The sequence below is a fragment of the Nesterenkonia sandarakina genome, from assembly GCF_014138825.1.
In the GTDB taxonomy this organism is placed as follows: domain Bacteria; phylum Actinomycetota; class Actinomycetes; order Actinomycetales; family Micrococcaceae; genus Nesterenkonia; species Nesterenkonia sandarakina.
On record NZ_JACJIH010000001.1, the window covers coordinates 441749 to 459388 of the forward strand.

The 17640-nt window shown below is 67.9% G+C and carries 16 protein-coding genes; 12 read left to right on the forward strand and 4 right to left on the reverse strand.

The genetic code is table 11. The features are described 5' to 3' along the window. Positions 1-44 precede the first annotated feature (44 nt). The 5 genes from atpA to HNR24_RS02090 all read left to right on the forward strand — a co-directional run bounded on the left by atpA (position 45) and on the right by HNR24_RS02090 (position 5161). Positions 45-1673, forward strand: coding sequence for a F0F1 ATP synthase subunit alpha (gene atpA / locus HNR24_RS02070; protein WP_058888954.1), 1629 nt, complete (start codon positions 45-47; stop codon positions 1671-1673). Positions 1674-1730: 57 nt separating this feature from the next. Next, positions 1731-2624 (forward strand): F0F1 ATP synthase subunit gamma, encoded by an 894-nt coding sequence (locus HNR24_RS02075; protein ID WP_058888955.1) that lies wholly within the window; start codon positions 1731-1733, stop codon positions 2622-2624. A 69-nt stretch (positions 2625-2693) separates the two neighbouring features. Continuing rightward, complete coding sequence (atpD, locus tag HNR24_RS02080; protein ID WP_058888956.1) at positions 2694-4154, forward strand: F0F1 ATP synthase subunit beta; 1461 nt, start codon at positions 2694-2696, stop codon at positions 4152-4154. Between the two features lie 2 nt (positions 4155-4156). Next, a complete protein-coding gene (locus tag HNR24_RS02085; RefSeq protein WP_058888957.1) occupies positions 4157-4423 on the forward strand; it encodes a F0F1 ATP synthase subunit epsilon in 267 nt (88 codons plus the stop codon). A 156-nt stretch (positions 4424-4579) separates the two neighbouring features. Further along, positions 4580-5161 carry a dihydrofolate reductase family protein gene (locus tag HNR24_RS02090; protein ID WP_182494878.1) on the forward strand — a complete coding sequence of 194 codons (582 nt, stop codon included), beginning with the start codon at positions 4580-4582 and terminating at the stop codon, positions 5159-5161. Between the two features lie 10 nt (positions 5162-5171). Here HNR24_RS02090 and nucS read toward each other — a convergent pair whose 3' ends face one another. Continuing rightward, a complete protein-coding gene (gene nucS, locus HNR24_RS02095; protein ID WP_058888958.1) occupies positions 5172-5864 on the reverse strand; it encodes an endonuclease NucS in 693 nt (230 codons plus the stop codon). 1 nt (position 5865) lies between these two features. On the opposite strand from nucS, the gene HNR24_RS02100 reads away from it, so the two are divergent. Continuing rightward, a complete protein-coding gene (locus tag HNR24_RS02100; RefSeq protein WP_058888959.1) occupies positions 5866-6243 on the forward strand; it encodes an Rv1322 family protein in 378 nt (125 codons plus the stop codon). A 77-nt stretch (positions 6244-6320) separates the two neighbouring features. On the opposite strand, the gene HNR24_RS02105 is transcribed toward HNR24_RS02100, so the two are convergent. Continuing rightward, positions 6321-7466: an AI-2E family transporter gene (locus HNR24_RS02105; protein WP_232301783.1), complete on the reverse strand. Its 1146-nt coding sequence runs from the start codon at positions 7464-7466 to the stop codon at positions 6321-6323. A 392-nt stretch (positions 7467-7858) separates the two neighbouring features. Here HNR24_RS02105 and HNR24_RS02110 point away from each other — a divergent pair, with 392 nt between their 5' ends. The 6 genes from HNR24_RS02110 (at position 7859) to HNR24_RS02135 (ending at position 15858) form a co-directional block, all read left to right on the forward strand. Beyond that, positions 7859-10075, forward strand: coding sequence for a hypothetical protein (locus HNR24_RS02110; protein WP_182494879.1), 2217 nt, complete (start codon positions 7859-7861; stop codon positions 10073-10075). Between the two features lie 66 nt (positions 10076-10141). Next, positions 10142-11122, forward strand: coding sequence for a co-chaperone YbbN (locus tag HNR24_RS14205; RefSeq protein ID WP_058888961.1), 981 nt, complete (start codon positions 10142-10144; stop codon positions 11120-11122). A gap of 86 nt (positions 11123-11208) precedes the next feature. Further along, the gene (locus HNR24_RS02120; RefSeq protein ID WP_182494880.1) at positions 11209-11979 is read left to right on the forward strand and encodes an ABC transporter ATP-binding protein; all 771 of its coding nucleotides are present in this window, start codon (positions 11209-11211) and stop codon (positions 11977-11979) included. Further along, positions 11964-13544, forward strand: a complete 1581-nt coding sequence (locus HNR24_RS02125) for a hypothetical protein (RefSeq protein ID WP_182494881.1) — start codon at positions 11964-11966, stop codon at positions 13542-13544. The genes HNR24_RS02120 and HNR24_RS02125 overlap by 16 nt, the downstream gene beginning before the upstream one ends. A 184-nt stretch (positions 13545-13728) precedes the next feature. Then, positions 13729-14046, forward strand: a complete 318-nt coding sequence (locus HNR24_RS02130) for a DUF3039 domain-containing protein (protein WP_182496058.1) — start codon at positions 13729-13731, stop codon at positions 14044-14046. A gap of 21 nt (positions 14047-14067) precedes the next feature. Beyond that, positions 14068-15858, forward strand: a complete 1791-nt coding sequence (locus HNR24_RS02135; protein ID WP_182494882.1) for a DEAD/DEAH box helicase — start codon at positions 14068-14070, stop codon at positions 15856-15858. A gap of 24 nt (positions 15859-15882) precedes the next feature. Here the strand turns inward: HNR24_RS02135 and HNR24_RS02140 are convergent, their stop codons facing one another. Next, positions 15883-16527 (reverse strand): isochorismatase family protein, encoded by a 645-nt coding sequence (locus HNR24_RS02140; protein WP_058888965.1) that lies wholly within the window; start codon positions 16525-16527, stop codon positions 15883-15885. A gap of 74 nt (positions 16528-16601) precedes the next feature. Next, positions 16602-17582, reverse strand: a complete 981-nt coding sequence (locus tag HNR24_RS02145) for an NAD(P)/FAD-dependent oxidoreductase (protein WP_182494883.1) — start codon at positions 17580-17582, stop codon at positions 16602-16604. Positions 17583-17640 lie beyond the last annotated feature (58 nt).

Sequence of the window (17640 nt, forward strand, 5' to 3'; positions counted from 1 at the left end):
CGGCCGCACACTGCGGCCATGACTGAGGAGAGCAGGGACTGCAGATGGCCGACTTGACCATCAACGCCGACGACGTCCGCAACGCCTTGAACGATTTCGCCGCATCCTACGATCCCGGCAGCGCTGAGCGCGTCGAGGTCGGACGCGTGATCTCCGCGGCTGACGGCATCGCACGTGTCGAGGGACTTCCCTCGACCATGGCAAACGAACTTCTTCGCTTCGAAGACGGCACCCTGGGCCTGGCCCAGAACCTCGACACCCGAGAGATCGGCGTCGTGATCCTCGGCGAGTTCTCCGGGATCGAGGAGGGCCAGGAGGTCACCCGCACCGGAGAGGTCCTCTCGGTCCCGGTGGGCGACGAGTTCCTGGGTCGCGTGGTGGACCCGCTGGGCAAGCCGATCGACGACAAGGGCGACATCGCCCCGGAGGGACGCCGCCCCATGGAGCTGCAGGCTCCTTCGGTGGTGCAGCGCAAATCCGTGCACGAGCCGCTGCAGACCGGCATCAAGGCCATCGACGCCATGATCCCGATCGGCCGCGGTCAGCGTCAGCTGATCATCGGTGACCGCCAGACCGGCAAGACCGCGATCGCGATCGACGCCATCCTCAACCAGAAGGCGAACTGGGAGTCCGGCGACGTCTCCAAGCAGGTCCGCTGCATCTACGTCGCGGTGGGCCAGAAGGCCTCCACGATCGCAGCCGTGCGGCAGACCCTCGAGGAGCGCGGCGCGCTGGAGTACACCACCATCGTGGCGTCCCCGGCCTCGGACCCCGCCGGCTATAAGTACCTGGCGCCATTCGCCGGTTCCGCGATCGGTCAGCACTGGATGTACGGCGGCAAGCACGTGCTCATCGTCTTCGATGACCTCTCCAAGCAGGCTGAGGCCTACCGCGCCGTGTCGCTGCTGCTGCGTCGCCCACCGGGACGCGAGGCGTACCCCGGCGACGTCTTCTACCTCCACTCCCGTCTGCTCGAGCGTTGCGCGAAGCTCTCCGACGAGCTCGGCGCAGGCTCGATGACCGGACTGCCGCTGATCGAGACCAAGGCCAACGACGTCTCGGCCTACATCCCGACCAACGTCATCTCGATCACCGACGGCCAGATCTTCCTGCAGTCGGACCTCTTCAATGCCAACCAGCGCCCAGCGGTCGACGTAGGCATCTCGGTGTCCCGCGTGGGCGGCGCGGCGCAGGTCAAGGCCATGAAGAAGGTCTCAGGCACGTTGAAGCTGGACCTGGCCCAGTACCGGGACATGCAGGCCTTCGCGATGTTCGCCTCGGACCTCGACCCCGCAACGCGCCAGCAGCTGGTGCGCGGCGAGCGTCAGACCGAGCTGCTCAAGCAGGCCCAGTACACCCCGTACGCCGTCGAGGATCAGGTCGCCTCGATCTGGACCGGTTCCCAGGGTCACCTGGACGACGTCGAGACCGCTGACATCAAGCGCTTCGAGACCGACTGGCTGGACTACCTGCGTCGCAAGACCAACGTGCTCACCAACATCGCCGCCTCCGGGAAGCTCGAGGATGACACCGTCAGCGCGCTGAAGGAAGCCATGACCGCGTTCAAGAAGGAGTTCCACGCCGAGGGCGCGGGCTCCATCGTGGGCAACGAGCAGACCGAAGCGATGTCCGCCGACGAGATCAGCCAGGAAGAGATCCCCGCGCGCAGCTGAGGTTCACACCACAGCTGAGCAGGATCACTTGCTGGACGACATCAGGGAAGGACAAGCATGGGAGCCCAGATTCGGGTCTACCGCCAGAAGATCGCATCGACCTCGTCGATGAAGAAGATCTTCAAGGCGATGGAGCTGATCGCGACGTCTCGCATCGGCAAGGCACGCAGCCGTGCGCGGGCAGCCTCGCCATACGCAGATGCCATCACACGAGCGGTCTCCGCCGTGGCCTCGCAGAACGACATCGATCATGTGCTGACCACCAAGGTGGAGAACCCCACCCGCGCGGCAGTGCTGATCCTCACCAGCGACCGCGGTCTCGCCGGCGCCTACTCCACGAATGTGCTCAAACGGGGCGAAGCCCTGACCAAGCGCCTGCGTGAGGACGGCAAGGAGATCCGCCCGTACCTCTATGGACGCAAGGCGCAGGCCTTCTACGACTTCCGCGAGCGGGAGTACGACCAGGTCTGGACCGGCAACACGGACGCCCCCGAGGTGGAACGCGCTCAGGAGATCGGCCGCACGCTGGTCGACCGCTTCCTGCAGCCCACCGAGGAGGGCGGTGTGGACGAGCTCTACCTCGTCTTCACCGAGTTCCAGTCCATGGTGAAGCAGGAACCGGTGGTGCGACGTCTGCTGCCACTGGCCTTCGTGGAGAAGGAAGCAGAAGCCACGCACGAGCCGACTCCGCTGTATGACTTCGAGCCCGCCGCCGAGGAGGTCCTCGATGCGCTGCTTCCGCGGTACATCGAGTCCAAGATCTTCGCGGCGATGCTCGAAGCCTCCGCCTCGGAGCTCGCGGCACGCCAGCGGGCGATGAAATCGGCTGCAGACAATGCAGACGAGCTCATCAAGAAGTACACCCTGTTGCGCAACAACGCTCGCCAGGCGGAGATCACCCAGGAGCTCAGCGAGCTCATCGCGGGTGCCGACGCACTGGCCTCGAGCTAGCCCACGGGGACTCCCGCAGGCCAACAACAGACGTTTTGACATCATCCAAGATCAAGTGAAGTGAGAGAGATGACTGCCACTACTGCAGAGCAGAGCTCCGGAGGAGCCGGTCAGCCGGGTGCGACTGGTCGCATCGCCCGGGTGATCGGCCCGGTCGTGGACATTGAGTTCCCCGCCGACTCCATCCCATCGATGTACAACGCGCTCACCTCCGAGGTCACCCTCGGCGGCGAGACCCGCAGGATCACCTTCGAGACCGCCGCGCACCTGGGCGACAACCTCATCCGCGCGATCTCGCTGCAGGCCACCGACGGCCTGGTGCGCGGCACCCCCGTGCATGACACCGGATCCGCGATCTCGGTGCCCGTCGGCGAGTCCGTGAAGGGCCACATCTTCAACGTCCTGGGCGAGACCCTGGACATGCCGATCTCGGACCTCGAGGTGACCGATCGCTGGCCGATCCACCGTCCGGCTCCGAACTTCGCGGCGCTGGAAGGCTCCACCGAGATGCTGGAGACCGGCATCAAGGTGATCGACCTGCTGACCCCCTACATCCAGGGCGGCAAGATCGGCCTCTTCGGCGGCGCCGGTGTGGGCAAGACGGTGCTCATCCAGGAGATGATCACCCGTGTGGCCCGTAACTTCGGCGGCACCTCGGTGTTCGCCGGCGTCGGTGAGCGCACCCGTGAGGGCAACGACCTCTGGGTGGAGATGGAAGAGGCCAACGTGCTCAAGGACACCGCCTTGGTGTTCGGCCAGATGGATGAGCCGCCAGGCACGCGTCTGCGTGTGGCGCTGAGCGCGCTGACCATGGCGGAGTACTTCCGCGATGTGCAGAACCAGGATGTGCTGCTCTTCATCGACAACATCTTCCGCTTCTCGCAGGCCGGCTCCGAGGTCTCCACGCTGCTGGGCCGCATGCCCTCGGCTGTGGGCTACCAGCCCAACCTCGCGGACGAGATGGGTGTGCTCCAGGAGCGCATCACCTCCACCCGTGGGCACTCGATCACCTCGATGCAGGCCGTCTACGTCCCCGCCGATGACTACACCGACCCCGCGCCGGCGAACGTGTTCGCGCACCTGGATGCGACCACGGAGCTCTCCCGTGCGATCGCTTCGCGTGGCCTCTACCCGGCTGTGGATCCGCTGAGCTCCACCTCGCGCATCCTGGACCCGCAGTACGTGGGTCAGGAGCACTACGACACCGCGACGCGGGTGAAGCAGATCCTGCAGAAGAACAAGGAGCTGCAGGACATCATCGCGATCCTGGGCATCGACGAGCTCGGCGAAGAGGACAAGATCGTCGTCTCCCGAGCCCGCCGCATCGAGCAGTTCCTGTCCCAGAACACCTACACGGCGAAGCAGTTCACCGGCGTGGACGGCTCCACCGTGTCCATCAAGGACACCATCGAGGGCTTCAACGCCATCGCCAACGGCGATCTCGACCACATCCCGGAGCAGGCGTTCTACAACGTCGGCGGTCTCGATGACGTCGAGCGGCTCTACTCCGAGATCCAGAAGAGGTCCTGATCATGGCCGAACTCGACGTCCAGGTGGTCGCCAGCGACCACGCCGTCTGGTCCGGTGCCGCGAAGTCGGTGCGCGGGCGCACAGTGGAAGGTGACATCGGCATCCTGCCCGGTCACACCCCGGTGCTCTCGCTGCTGGCCGAAGGTGAGCTGGTCATCCAGCCCGTCGAGGGCGCCCCTGTGAAGGCCGACGTCAGCGGAGGCTTCTTCTCGGTGGACTCCGATCAGGTGACCATCGTGGCGGACAAGGCTGAGCTGACCGAGAGCTGAGCGTACTGCCCCAACGGCACATCGCATCAGGCGGGCCCCCGGACTCTTCACCGAGTCCGGGGGCCCGCTTGCGTATCAGGGCTGCTTGGGGACCGAGGTAGATTGATCTCATCGATCCTCACCGGCTCCGGCCGGTCCAGACCGGCGGAGCGTGCCATGCGTGAACTCGTCTACTACATCGCGACCAGCATCGACGGGTTCATCGCGGACCCGGCCGGAGACTTCTCCAGCTTCCCGCTGGATCCTGAGACCTTGGCCGCGCTCTTCCAGCGCTATCCGGAGACCTGCCCGGCGCACGCCCGCCAGGCGCTGGGGGTGACGGCGGAGCCGCGTCGCTTCGACACCGTGCTGATGGGCCGGCGCACCTACCAGCCAGCGGTGGACGCCGGTCTGGTCGGCGGAGCGTATCCGCATCTGCGCCAGGTCGTGGCTGCCAATCGGGCCCTGCCGCAGGCGCCGGGAGTAGAGGTGATCCAGGGGGATCTTCTCGAGGCGGTGCGCGAGCTCAAGGCCGGATCGGGGCGGGACATCTGGCTCTGCGGCGGTGCTGAGCTGGCCGCTCAGCTCCTCGGGGAGATCGATGAGATCCAGCTGAAGATCAACCCACTGGTGCTCGGTGACGGAATCCCGCTGTTCAGATCAGCGGTGTCTGCGCACAGCTTCTCCCCGGTCTCGCAGGAGGCGCTGCCCGGAGGCGTGACTCTGGCCACCTACCGGGCGGAGGTCTCCCCGGGCTGAGCGGGGCTGCTCAGAACAGGCGCGAGTCGGCGTCGTCGACTCCGCGCATCGCGTCATAGTCCAGCACCAGGCAGCGGATGCCACGATCCTCCGCCAAGGTCCGCGCCTGCGGCTTGATCTGCTGGGCGGCGAAGACTCCCTGCACCGGGGCCAGCAGCGGATCCCGGTTGAGCAGGTCCAGGTAGCGGGTGAGCTGTTCCACGCCGTCGATGTCCCCGCGACGCTTGAGCTCCACGGCCACGCTGCCCTGCGGGCCGCGGGCCAGGATGTCCACCGGGCCGATCGGGGTGGGGTGCTCCCTGCGGATCAGCCGGTGTCCGGAGCCGAGCAGCTCTATCTGCTCCGCGAGCAGCCGCTGCAGATCAGACTCCACGCCGTCCTTGACCAGACCGGGATCCACCCCGAGGTCATGCGAGACGTCCTCGTGGACCTCACTGATCAGGATGCGCAGGGTGTCGTCGCTCTTGGTCGCAGAGACGGTCCAGACCTCGCTGATCCCAGCTTCGCGCTGCTGCTCGTCGGGTGCGCTGACCCGCATGGTGGCCGGGGGCGACATCCAGTTCAGCGGCTTATAGGAGCCGCCGTCGGAGTGGATGAGCACGCCGCCGTCGGCCTTGACCATGAGCAGGCGCGTCGCCTGAGCCAGGTGGGCGTTGAGCCGGCCGGAGTAGGACACTGAGCAGGTCGCAATTACCAATCGCACGGTGCCTGATCCTACCCGGTCCGGCTACCGGTGCCGCATCGGCTCCGGCAGCTGGAACAATGGGATCATGGCGAAGTCAGCGAGGGGCCCCGGACGGCGCGCGTCGAAGTGGCAGCGCGAGCACCGGCCGCTCTCCACGGGCGTCTTCGGCCAGGGTGCGTTCTCCACCGGAACCGTCCGGCGCCGAGACGGGGAGTACCACGTAAGGCACATCTCCGCCTCCGCCGCGCAGAAGAGCTACACCTGCCCGGGCTGCCAGTTGCCGGTCCCGGCCGGGACCGCCCATGTGGTCGCCTGGCGCGCGGACTCGATCTTCGGCGATGAGCACGCCGCGGCTGAACGTCGGCACTGGCACAGCCACTGCTGGCGGATCGGCTGAACGCCGGCTGAGAGGTCTCAGCTCCTCGCTGCTCGGCCGGGTGCGATCCACGGCACGCGGCTGGGGTGAGCGTGCTGCTAGCGCGCGTCCTGGCGGCGGATGAGCACCTCGCGGGTGAGCAGCATCACGGCGGCCGCGGTGGGGATCGCCATCAGGGCCCCGAGCACCCCGAGCAGGGTGCCCCCGGCGATCACTGAGATGACGACGACGGCGGCCGGGATCCGGACTGCGCGCGCCATGATCCGGGGTGAGACCAGATACGCCTCCACCTGCAGGTAGACGAAGTATATGGCGGCGAACGTGGCGGCGGTCTGCCAGTCCACGGTGAGCGCGACCAGAGTGACCAGGGTGCCCCCGGTGACCGGGCCGACCAGCGGGATGAATGCCAGGACCCCGGCCACCACGGCGAAGAGCACGCCGAAGGGCACCCCGGCGATGCTGATGGCGATATAGGCGACGAGCCCGTTGAGCACCGCCACGCAGGCCTGACCGATCACATAGTGCCCGATGCCGTCGAGGATCCGATCTCCGAGATGCTGCACCCGGTCCCGGTTCGATCGCGGCGCCAGACGGTACGCCCAGGCTGTCATCACCGGCAGCGAGGACAGGAAGTAGATCGCGAGCACGAACACCACCAGGGTGCCGAGTCCGGTGGTCAGGATGGCCGTCCCCACCCCGAACAGGCCACCGAGCGCATTGGTGATGTTCGTCGGGTCGGAGATGAACCGGTTGACCTCGGTGTCGATGATCTGCTGGACCTCGAAGTCCTCCTCCACGCGGCGGAACCACTCCGAGCCGGAGATGTCGTTGACCAGCGCCGGCAGCGAGCGGACGAAGGTGGCCGTCTGCTCCGCGACCATCGGGGCCAGGGCGGCGATGAACGTCGCCACGACCAGGACGAAGGCGCTGATGGTCGCGGCCACACCCGCCGGGCGGGGGAGGCCGGCACGTTCCAGGCTGCGCACCACCGGATCCAGCCCGATGGCGATGAACAGTGCCGCGGCGATCCAGACCAGAAGCTGCGTGTTCGCCTGGGCCACGTAGAAGACCAGCAGCGCCAGACCGACCCCGAGGGTCAGCATGAATCCGGTGTAGACCGGACGCGTGGCGTAGGAGGCGGCCTTCTCGATGTGTTCCGCGGAGACCGGCGGAAGACCATACTGGTCGAACTCCGGCGGAGCCGCCGCGGATCTCTGGGCCCGGGCGGAGCGAAGGCTGCGCACCCCGCTCTGCAGGCCTCCCCGGAAGGCGGTCAGGCGGCGCGAGGTGGAACCGGCGCCGAGCCGGCCCCGTCGTCTCGAATCAGTCCCAGATCCTGGCTCAGCCCCGGCTCTCGAGGGGGACCCGGCTGTCGAGTCGGCGCCGGCACTCGAGGTGGAGCCGGCTGTCGAGTCGGTCCCCGCCGACGCGTCCGCCCCGGGCTGGCCATCCGGGCCCGGTCTCTGAGGGTGCCGCTCGGACTCTGTCACGGGTTCAGCTTAGTCACGCGGCGGTCGCAGGACACCATCACCCCGGATCGGCGCGTTCGGCGGGCACTCGGACTGTGATCCGATCGTTATCTTCGGTAGTCTAGGAAGTTGAACCACAGCTCCCTCCGATCAAGGACCTCACACCCGTGCGTTTCCCCGCTTCCATCATCGCTTTCATCCTGGGTCTGCTCCTGGCGGGCATCGGAGTGGGGCTGCTCACCGTCTGGGCCTCCGACGAGGTCCCCACCGCTGCGACCCAGGAGGTCCAGGACGCTCCGCTGACCGTGATCGGTGAAGATCTGATCGACCCGGAGCAGGAGCGCGAGGAGTTCACGATCAGCGCCGAGGGTGAATACACCATCGCCCTGGCACGCACCCAGGACATCGAGGCCTGGGTGGGCGACGCCGCACACGTCACCATCGGGGCGGTCCAGGAGGGCACCGAGGACGCGCCGGCCACCATCGAGACGCAGTACACCGAGGGTGAAGCCACGGTGCCGGATCCCAGCGGCTCGGATCTCTGGGCCGCCAGTGAGACCACAGAAGGGGACCTCCGGTACCGCTGGAGCGCCCCGGATGACAGCGGCGAGTGGAGCCTGTTGATCTTCCGAGACGGCGAGGAGCCAGCACCCGCGGCCGTGACCGTGGAGCTTCCCGAGGAAGAGGACAGCCTGCTGGGCACGGTGCTCATCGTGCTGGGCGCGCTCTCGATCCTGCTGGGTATCTTCCTGCTCTACCGCGCGCTGGCAGCCCGTCGGCGCGATCGCGAGGCCGAGCCGGCGGCGGTGGGCACGCGCGATCATGACGCCTCCGGCGATGCCACCGCTTCGGGCACCGCGGCTACAGCCGGGACCTCAACCACGGGAGCCTCAGCTGCCGCCGCTGCGGGCGCCACAGCTACCGCCGGGGCCACGGGTGCCGCGGCTCCTGCCGCAACCACCGGCACTGCAACCACCGGCACCGCAACCACCGGCACCGCAACCACCTGGGCTGCCGGTGATCCCGAGGAGTCCAGCGCCACCGACCCGATCAGCACTGAGGACGAGATGAACCAGAACCACGGTGAGGACGAAGCTGTTCGTGAAGCCGGCTCCCAGGACCTCGATCCCGCCGAGAACGAGCTGACCGGGGTCATGGGATCGATCTCCACCACCGAGAGCACCCACGACCCCGAGGCGCTGAAGGATCGCGAGACTGACCAGGACATCGCCGAGGATCCCGAGGAAACCGGGCGGATCGACCCGGTCCCGGGGAATCACCCCGAGGACCCCGCCGCTGCGGATGCGCAGGATGACCCGGAGGACGAGACCCGCCAGGGGCGCACCTGGCGCAGCCGTTCCGTGGCCACCGCTGCCGGCGTCGTCCTGGCGCTGAGCCCGTCGGTGCTTCTGGCCGACGCACAGGATCTCTCGCAGGATCCCGCCGAGGATGAGTCGGCCCAGACCGAGGATGTCGAGGCCGAAGAGGTCGAGGCGGAAGACGGAGAAGACGCCGGTTACTCGGTGCTGCTGGAGTCCCAGCTGCAGGGGATCATCGATGAGATCGCGGAGACGACCGCTGCTGCGGACGCCGAGTTCGACGCGGATCTGCTCTCCCCGAGAGTCTCCGGAAACGCTGCCCAGGTCCGGGAGCTGACCTACCGCAACCACGAGATCGACGACGAGGTCCTCCCGGACGCGATCGGCACCCAGATCCTCAGCGCCGCGGTGACCTCCGGCACAGACTTCCCTCGCCAGGCCGTGGTGATCACCCAGGAGGCCGAGGCCGAGATCCCGCAGGTGCTGGTCATCGAACAGGCCTCGCCACGGGAGAACTATGAGCTCACCCAGTCGGTGCTCATGGTCCCCGGCACGGAGTTCCCCGCCATCTCCGCCGAGGACGGCGGTGTGGAGCCGGTGGATCCCGACGCTGAAGAAGCACGGTTCGCCGCCAACCACGCCATGGAGCGGGTGGCGGTGTTCTTGAACAACCGCGAGTACTACTTCGGCATGAGCGTCGAGGAGAACGCCTACATCGAGGACCTGCAGGGGTACCAGGACGAGCTTCGAGAGGGTGCCGAGGACCTCAGCATCTCCTACACCCGTCCGTTGATCACCGAGGGCAGCACCGCGATGCGCCTGCCCGACGGTTCGGTGATCGCGATCGGCAGCTTCGACTCCACCACCCGGCTGCGGCCCGATGACGGGGCCTCTATCAACCTCTCCGGGGTGACCGCCGAGCTCGCCGGCACCGAGTCCACCACCGAGGACGTGGACATCGTCAATCGGGAGTCGATGATCCTGCACATCCCGGCCGAGGATGGGGAACGGGTCGTGGTGCTCGGAGTCCACGATATTGTGAACGAGGTCAACATTCTCGACTGATCTCCTCAGCCGGAGTACGGTCTGCAGGACCGCCATGATCGACGCCGACGTGCAAGGAGAGCCGCAGTGACAGAGTCCGCCCAGGAACCACAGTCCCGCCGAGTCGATGCCCGGGGAGCGGTGGACCTCTCCGGCTTCGCCGCTGGTGCGGGCTCCGCTCCTGCCCCCTCAACCCCGGGCGGCGCAGCAGCCCCAGGCCCGACGACACCGGCCCCCTCGGGGGCGCCCAACAGCTGGGCGGTCCAGGTGCAGCCGCAGCAGCTGCAGCAGGTGGTCGAGCTCTCAGCGCAGGCCCCGGTGATCGTGCTCATCCATGGCACCGACCCCGCCTCCACGACGATGAAGGCCACTCTGGAGGACCTGGTCGACGCCCAGCAGGGCCGGCTGCTCCTGGCCGAGATCGACTCCTCTGCCCACCCGGAACTGGCGCAGAGCGCCGACCAGGTGCCGGTGGCCACCGCCTTCATCGGTGGGCGGCCGGTCGGTGAGTTCGACGCCTCGGTGCCCGCCGAGCAGCTCGCACAGCTGGTCACCCAGATGGTCCAGATGGCGACGCAGAACGGAATGACCCAGAAGCTCCCCGCGCAGTCGACCCGGGTCGTCGAGGGCCAGGAGCCCCCGGCCGAGCCGGAGCTGCCGCCGCTGCACCAAGAGGCGCTTCAGGCGCTGGAGAACAGCGACTACGCCGCCGCCGCGAAGGCCTACGAGCAGGCCATCAAGGAGAAGCCCGACGACGAGGACGCCAAGATCGGCCTGGCGCAGGTGAAGCTGCTCCAGCGCACCACCGGAGCCGACCTGGCCCAGGCTCGAGAGGCTGCCGCCGGGAACCCGGACGACGTCGACGCGCAGATCGCCGTCGCGGATCTGGACGTGCTCGGAGGCCACGTGGAAGATGCCTTCTCCCGACTGGTCCGGTTCATCCAGACCCACTTCGGCGAGGATCGGGAGACGGCTCGGGCACATCTGGTGGAGCTCTACTCGATCACCGGGGACAGCGACCCGCGGGTCTCGGCCTCGCGCCGGCAGCTGGCCAGGGCTCTCTTCTAGGACTCGGCCTCGGTTCCACGACCGAGGCTCACGATGTCCCTCTCAGGGCTGAGGCGGCGCTGATCTGGGGTGGGTAGGCTCGAAGCATGAATTCAGCCAGTCAGACCACGCCTGCACTTCGACTGCGCGGGCTGTCCAAGACCTTCGGTCAGACCGAGGCAGTGGAGACCCTGGACCTGGATGTGCCGCGCGGCTCGTTCTACGGCTTCGTGGGTCCCAACGGAGCCGGGAAGACCACGACCCTCTCGATGGCCACCGGACTGATGCGCCCCGATGCCGGCACTGCCGAGGTTGTGGGTGTCGATGTCTGGGAGCAGCCCTGGGAGGCGAAGCGCTCGATGGGAGTGCTCGCGGACGGGGTGACGCTGTTCAACAAGCTCACCGGGGCCCAGCTGGTGGCCTATGCCGGACTGCTGCGCGGCATGGACCGTGACACCGTGGAGTCTCGCACCGCCGATCTGCTCCGGGTGCTCGGTCTGCAGGACGCCCAGGGAAAGCTGGTCCAGGACTATTCGGCCGGCATGACCAAGAAGATCGCACTGGCCTCGGCCATGGTGCACGCCCCGGAGCTGCTGGTCCTCGATGAACCCTTCGAGGCCGTGGACCCGGTCTCAGCCCGCACCATCCGTGGGCTGTTGGAGTCCTATGTGTCCTCCGGGGGCACCGTGATCCTTTCCAGCCACGTGATGGACCTGGTGCAGCGGATGTGTTCCCATGTGGGCATCATCGCCGAGGGCCGCCTGTTGGCCTCCGGCACCCTGGATGAGGTGCGCGCAGGCTCGGACCTTGAGACGCGATTCGTGGAGCTGGTCGGACTCGAGGGTGGAGATCAGGAGCTGGCGTGGTTGCAACTCTGATCCGACTCAAGAAGGACCTGACCTTCAACGGCTTCAACCAGTCCGTCTGGCACATCCTGGGCACCATCTTCGCCGGGCTCTACGGCCTGGGCATGGTGGGGATGGTGTTCTCGCTGCAGGTGATGGAGGGCGCGGCGGACGTCGCCGATCCAGAGTTCGTGAGGACCGCCAGCGTGCTGATGGGCTCGGCGGTCTTCCTGCTGTGGCTGATCATCCCGGTGTTCATCTCCGGTGCGGACGCGGCGATGAATCCGCGGCAGTTCATCACCTACGGCATCTCTCGTCGCGGACTGATCCTGGGACTGGCGGTGACCGGTCTGATCTCCATCGGCGCGGTGCTCACCCTGATCTGGCTGATCGGTCAGGTGCTGCACTGGCGATGGGATCTCGCTGCCGCCGCCACGTCCCTGCTCACGCTGCCGCTGCTGCTGATCACCTTCAGCCTGGTCTCCCAGGCGGTGACCACCTCGATCAGAGCCTGGTTCAGCGGTCGCCGGTCTCGGGACTTCCTGGCCGTGCTGGCGCTGAGCCTGATGGTGATGCTCTACCCGATCATGGTCGGTCTGCAGAGTGCGTTCGCCTCACTCTCCGATGCCATCCCCGCGGTGGTCGATTTCCTGGCCTACACCCCGCTGGGTGCCGGTGCCGCGCTGCCCGCCGACGCCGCGGCGGGCGCCTGGGGTGCGATGCTGCTGCGGCTGGGGGTCTTGCTCGCCACGGTGGTGCTCGCCGTCGTCGTGATCCGCGCCGGACTGGTGAAGATCACCGAACAGCCCGCTGTGCAGAGCTCCTCGGGGTCCAAGCAGGCCAGCGGGCTCGGGCTGCTGGGCCGGTTCCCGGCCACACCCTGGGGCGCGGTGGCGGCCCGGGCCAGCACCTACTGGCTCAAGGACACCCGCTACGGCGGCACCCTGGTGGTCCTGCCGGCGCTGGTCGTGCTTGCCCTGGTGATGTACTTCCAGACCGATGCCGTCTGGGTGCTGCTCGCGCTGGGGCCGGTCTTCGGCTTCACCCTGGGCTATGCGATCTCCGCCGACATCTCCTACGACCACTCGGCCTTCGCCCTGCACATCACCAGCGGGGTCTCCGGGACGGCGGACCGCCTGGGCCGTCTGGTCGGCCTGCTGGTCTTCGGGCTGCCGGCCACGGTGCTGGCAGCACTTGTGCCGGCCGTGATGTTCACGACCCCAGGCACCACCGTGGCCCTGGTGGGAGTCAGCGTGGGCGTGCTCCTCAGCGCCTCCGGGCTCTCCTGCCTGATCTCCGCGCGCTTCACCTACCCGGTTCCCAAGCCCGGGGACGGGCCGCTGACACAGCCCTCCGGCTCCACCGGCCGGCTGATGATCGTGCAGTTGGGCATGATGCTCTCCGCCCTGGCGCTGATGCTGCCTGAGCTGATCCTGGTCTTCTTCCTCCTGGTCAGCGGCGAGGCCTGGCTGGCCTGGGTGCTCGGTGTCGGTTCGGTGCTCAAGGGTGCGGGGCTGGTCTGGCTCGGGGTGCGTCTGGGCGCGCGGGTCTACGAGCGCAGCCAGCCCGAGCTCTTCCAGCAGGTGAGCCGGTACTGAGGCGCAGGCGATGGGCGCCGCCCCGCCAGGGCGGTGGCGCTCGTGATGGACACAGGGTCGCCCGGAGATGATGTGCTCGCCGCGGCTGGCTAGAATGGTTCCCATGATGGTCATCGAGAACGGACTCCAGCCCGCTGACGCCCGCTTCGGCGCCCCGGCCGCCCGGCACGCCGGCCCTGGGCACATGCACACCGCCGATCCGGCTGCGGCCCCGGCGGGAGCGGCGACCATCGAGCGCGAGCACCAGGAGCAGCTCTCCGAGCCCGGTGACCACGAGCGCTTCGCGCACTACGTGAACAAGAACCGGATCATGGAGTCGGCCCTGGAGGGCGGCGCCGTGGTGGCGCTGTGCGGGAAGGTCTGGATCCCGTCCCGGGACCCCAAGAAGTTCCCGGTGTGCCCGGAGTGCAAAGAGATCTACGAAGAGATGATGGGCGGCGACGGCGAGTCCGGCGGCGACTCGGGCGGCAAGCGCGGCTTCTTCGGCTTCGGCCGCAGCTGAACCTGCTGAGCACAGAACCCAGTGGAGCAGTCTGAGACGCTTTTCGACGTCGGCACCGATGTCGGCAGATCCCTACCGCCGGTCTACCCGCACCGCGCCGCGCACGGCACCGCGGGCACCCTGCGGCAGTGGCAGCAGGAGGCGCTGGACCTCTACATCCAGCGCCGACCCAAGGACTTCCTCGCGGTGGCGACCCCCGGGGCCGGCAAGACCACCTTCGCGCTGCGCGTGGCGAAGCTGCTTGTGGAATCCGGCGAGGTCAACCGGATCTACGTGGTGGCGCCCACCGAGCACCTGAAGCGGCAGTGGGCCGACGCCGCCGGCCGTGTGGGTCTGGCCCTGGACCCGAACTTCAAGAACTCCGACGGCCGCCACGGACGGCAGTACATCGGGGTGGTGGTGACCTACTCCCAGGTGGCGAACAAGCCCGCGCTGCACCGGAACAAGACCGAGGCTGGGCGCACCCTGGTGATCTTCGACGAGATCCACCATGCCGGTGATGCGCTCTCCTGGGGCGACGGCGTGCGTGAGGCCTTCGACCCTGCGGTGCGCCGGCTCGCCCTGACCGGCACCCCGTTCCGCTCCGACACCTCCCCGATCCCGTTCGTGGACTATGTGGAGGACGGCGACGGCGTGCGCCGGTCCAAGGCCGACTACGCCTACACCTACGGGCCCGCGCTGAAGGACCGGGTGGTCCGCCCAGTGGTCTTCATGGCCTACTCCGGGAACATGCGCTGGCGGACCTCCACCGGTGAGGAGATGGAGGCTCAGCTCGGGGCCGCGGCCACCAAGGACATCACCAACCACGCGTGGCGCACAGCGCTGAACCCGGAGGGGGAGTGGATCCCCTCGGTGCTCCGGGCGGCGCATCAGCGTCTGCTGAAGGTCCGCGACAAGATCGACGACGCCGGGGGACTGGTGATCGCCACCGATCACGAGACCGCGCGCGCCTATGCCGCGCAGCTGGACGCGCTCACCGGGCAGAAGACCACCGTCGTGCTCTCCGATGACAAGGGCGCATCGAACCAGATCGAGGCGTTCTCCGAGGACCCTTCGAAGCTGTGGATGGTCGCGGTGCGGATGGTCTCAGAGGGCGTCGACGTGCCGCGTCTGTGCGTCGGCGTCTACGCCACCTCCACCTCCACACCGCTGTTCTTCGCCCAGGCCGTGGGTCGCTTCGTGCGGCTGCGCAAGAAGGCGGAGGTGGCCTCGGTCTTCCTGCCCTCGGTGCCGGTGCTGACCACTCTGGCCAACGAGATGGAGCAGGAGCGCGATCACGCCCTGGAGGTCCCGCGCTCGGCCGCCGAGGATCCGGAGGAGGCACTCGATGATGATCTCCTGGCGGCCGCGAACCGGGAGGAGCGTGGCTCGGAGAGCCTGGAGCGCGGCGAGTTCGCGGCGCTGCATTCCAACGCGTCCTTCGACAAGGTCCTCTTCGACGGCGCGGAGTTCGGCCTCGGCGGCGCCATGGGCTCCGAGGAGGAGCTCGACTTCCTCGGCATCCCCGGCCTCCTGGAACCCGAGCAGGTCTCCACGCTGCTGCGCCAGCACCAGGCGGATCAGCTGCGCCGGAAACCCACGACGGCGACTGCGCCGGCGGAACCGGTGGTGGACCACCGGCAGCTCAAGACCCTGCGGGCCACGCTGAACAAGTCGGTCTCGGCCTATGCCGCGAAGACCGGGATGCACCAGGGCAGCATCCATACCAAGCTTCGTGATGCCTGCGGCGGGCCTGCGGTGGGTCAGGCCACGCAGGCTCAGCTCGAGGAACGGCTGAAGAAGATCCAGATGTGGTTCGTCGGGCGCAAGTGATGCCGCTGGCTCAGCGGCTGTTGCTCAGAGGTCGTCGAGACTGACGACCTCGACCTCGGCGGCGTCGAACTCCGCGTAGGCCTCCTGGACGGAATCCTCGCTGACGCCCACCGTGAGCTCCCGGATCACCCGGACTCGGAAGTCGTTCTCCACCGCATCGAGCACCGTGGCGCGCACGCAGTGGTCGGTGGCGATCCCCACGATCGTCACGGCGTCGATGTCCTGGGCCTGCAGCCACGCGTGGAGGTCCGCCGCGCCCTCGGCGATGGCGGCCGCCGGACCCACTTTGGCTCCGTTCTCGCCCTCCAGGCTGCCGACCTTCTCCGGGTCGCCCTCAAGTCCTTCGAACCCGGAGTAGCCGTCGGAGTAGAGCCCCTTGAGGAACCGGGCGTCCACGTGCTCGGTGTCGAGGTTGGGATGCAGCTCGGCACCCGGGGTGCCGGCCACGCAGTGCTCGGGCCAGCTCACCGTGAAATCCGGGGTCGCGGAGAAATGCGGGCCCGGATCGATGTGCCAGTCCTGGGTGGTCAGTATCGCGTCGAACTCGGCATAGCTGTCCTCGAGGAACTCACTGATCTCGCTGGCGACCTGAGCTCCGCCCGCGACCGCGAGTGCTCCGCCCTCACAGAAGTCCTGCTGCACATCGACAATGATCAGCGCCTGGGCCACTACATCCTCCTGATCGGGAAGCTCCGGGAAAGGGTGCGCGAGCGCACGGTTGATGCGCCCGCTCACCCTCCACGTTACTGGTTCTTCCCGGCCGCGGCGAGATCGAACTCCTCGTTGACCAAGGCCCCGTTGGCCGCCGCTCCGGCGAAGCTGCCCATACCCATCGATGCCGGGACCGTCGCCATCGGCGCGGCCACGTTTCCGGCGGCCCAGGTCCGCTCATGGGAGGTCTGTCCCATCGCATCGACCTTCACGAAGCTGCCCACCATGGTCTCCTCGCGCTCGAGCCCGAGATCGCGCAGATAGCCGTCGCGCGGGATGAGTCTGCCTGCGGTGAAGATCGCGTCGAGGGCGATGCTGCGCGAATCCTCCAGCACCACCCCGGTCACCGCGGTCCCGTCCCCGAGCACCTCCTTCACCGGGGTCGGTTCCACGACGACGCCGCGCGCCTGCAGCCGCTGGAGGGTCTCCGCGGGCAGCTCTCCGGCCCCGGCGCTGAAGTAGGTCAGCCGGTCGCTCCACTGACGCAGCAGCTGAGCCTGGTGCAGCTGCATCGGGCTGGTGGCCAGCACCGCCAGGCGCTGACCACGAAACTCCCATCCGTGACAGTACGGGCAGTGCAGCACGCTGCTGCCCCAGTGCTGCGCCAGACCGGGGATCTCGGGCAGCTCATCGGTCAGGCCCGAGGCCGCGATGACGCTGCGGGTGAAGAGCTGGACCCCCGAGTCCAGCGTGACCACGAGCTCGCGCGCCCCGGTCCCGTCCACGGAGTCGGCGCGGGTGGAGTCGCGCACCCGGTGCACCCCGGCGGTGAGGCGTTCGACCCCGTAGCGCTGGGCCTCGGCGAGTCCGCGCGACACCAGTTCTGCAGGGGGTGTCCCGTCATGGCCCAGGACGTTGTGCATGTGCCCGGCGAAGCGGTTCCGAGGCTCGGCGGCGTCGAGGATGAGCGTCCTGCGCAGCGCCCGCCCCAGTGATTGGGCGGCGCTGAGTCCGGCGACGCCGCCTCCGATGATGATCGCGTCATAACGGTCTGCCTGTGCTGTGCTGTTCATGGCACCAGCATGCGCCTCGGCCCCGCAATCTGAAACACGTCTTGCTGAAATGGCAATA

Bases quoted from the DNA above. Each gene is read 5' to 3' on its own strand.
- atpA (WP_058888954.1), top strand. From the start codon at position 45: ATGGCCGACTTGACCATCAACGCCGACGACGTCCGCAACGCCTTGAAC.
- HNR24_RS02075 (WP_058888955.1), top strand. From the start codon at position 1,731: ATGGGAGCCCAGATTCGGGTCTACCGCCAGAAGATCGCATCGACCTCG.
- atpD (WP_058888956.1), top strand. From the start codon at position 2,694: ATGACTGCCACTACTGCAGAGCAGAGCTCCGGAGGAGCCGGTCAGCCG.
- HNR24_RS02085 (WP_058888957.1), top strand. From the start codon at position 4,157: ATGGCCGAACTCGACGTCCAGGTGGTCGCCAGCGACCACGCCGTCTGG.
- HNR24_RS02090 (WP_182494878.1), top strand. From the start codon at position 4,580: ATGCGTGAACTCGTCTACTACATCGCGACCAGCATCGACGGGTTCATC.
- HNR24_RS02120 (WP_182494880.1), top strand. From the start codon at position 11,209: ATGAATTCAGCCAGTCAGACCACGCCTGCACTTCGACTGCGCGGGCTG.
- HNR24_RS02130 (WP_182496058.1), top strand. From the start codon at position 13,729: ATGCACACCGCCGATCCGGCTGCGGCCCCGGCGGGAGCGGCGACCATC.
- HNR24_RS02145 (WP_182494883.1), bottom strand. From the start codon at position 17,582: ATGAACAGCACAGCACAGGCAGACCGTTATGACGCGATCATCATCGGA.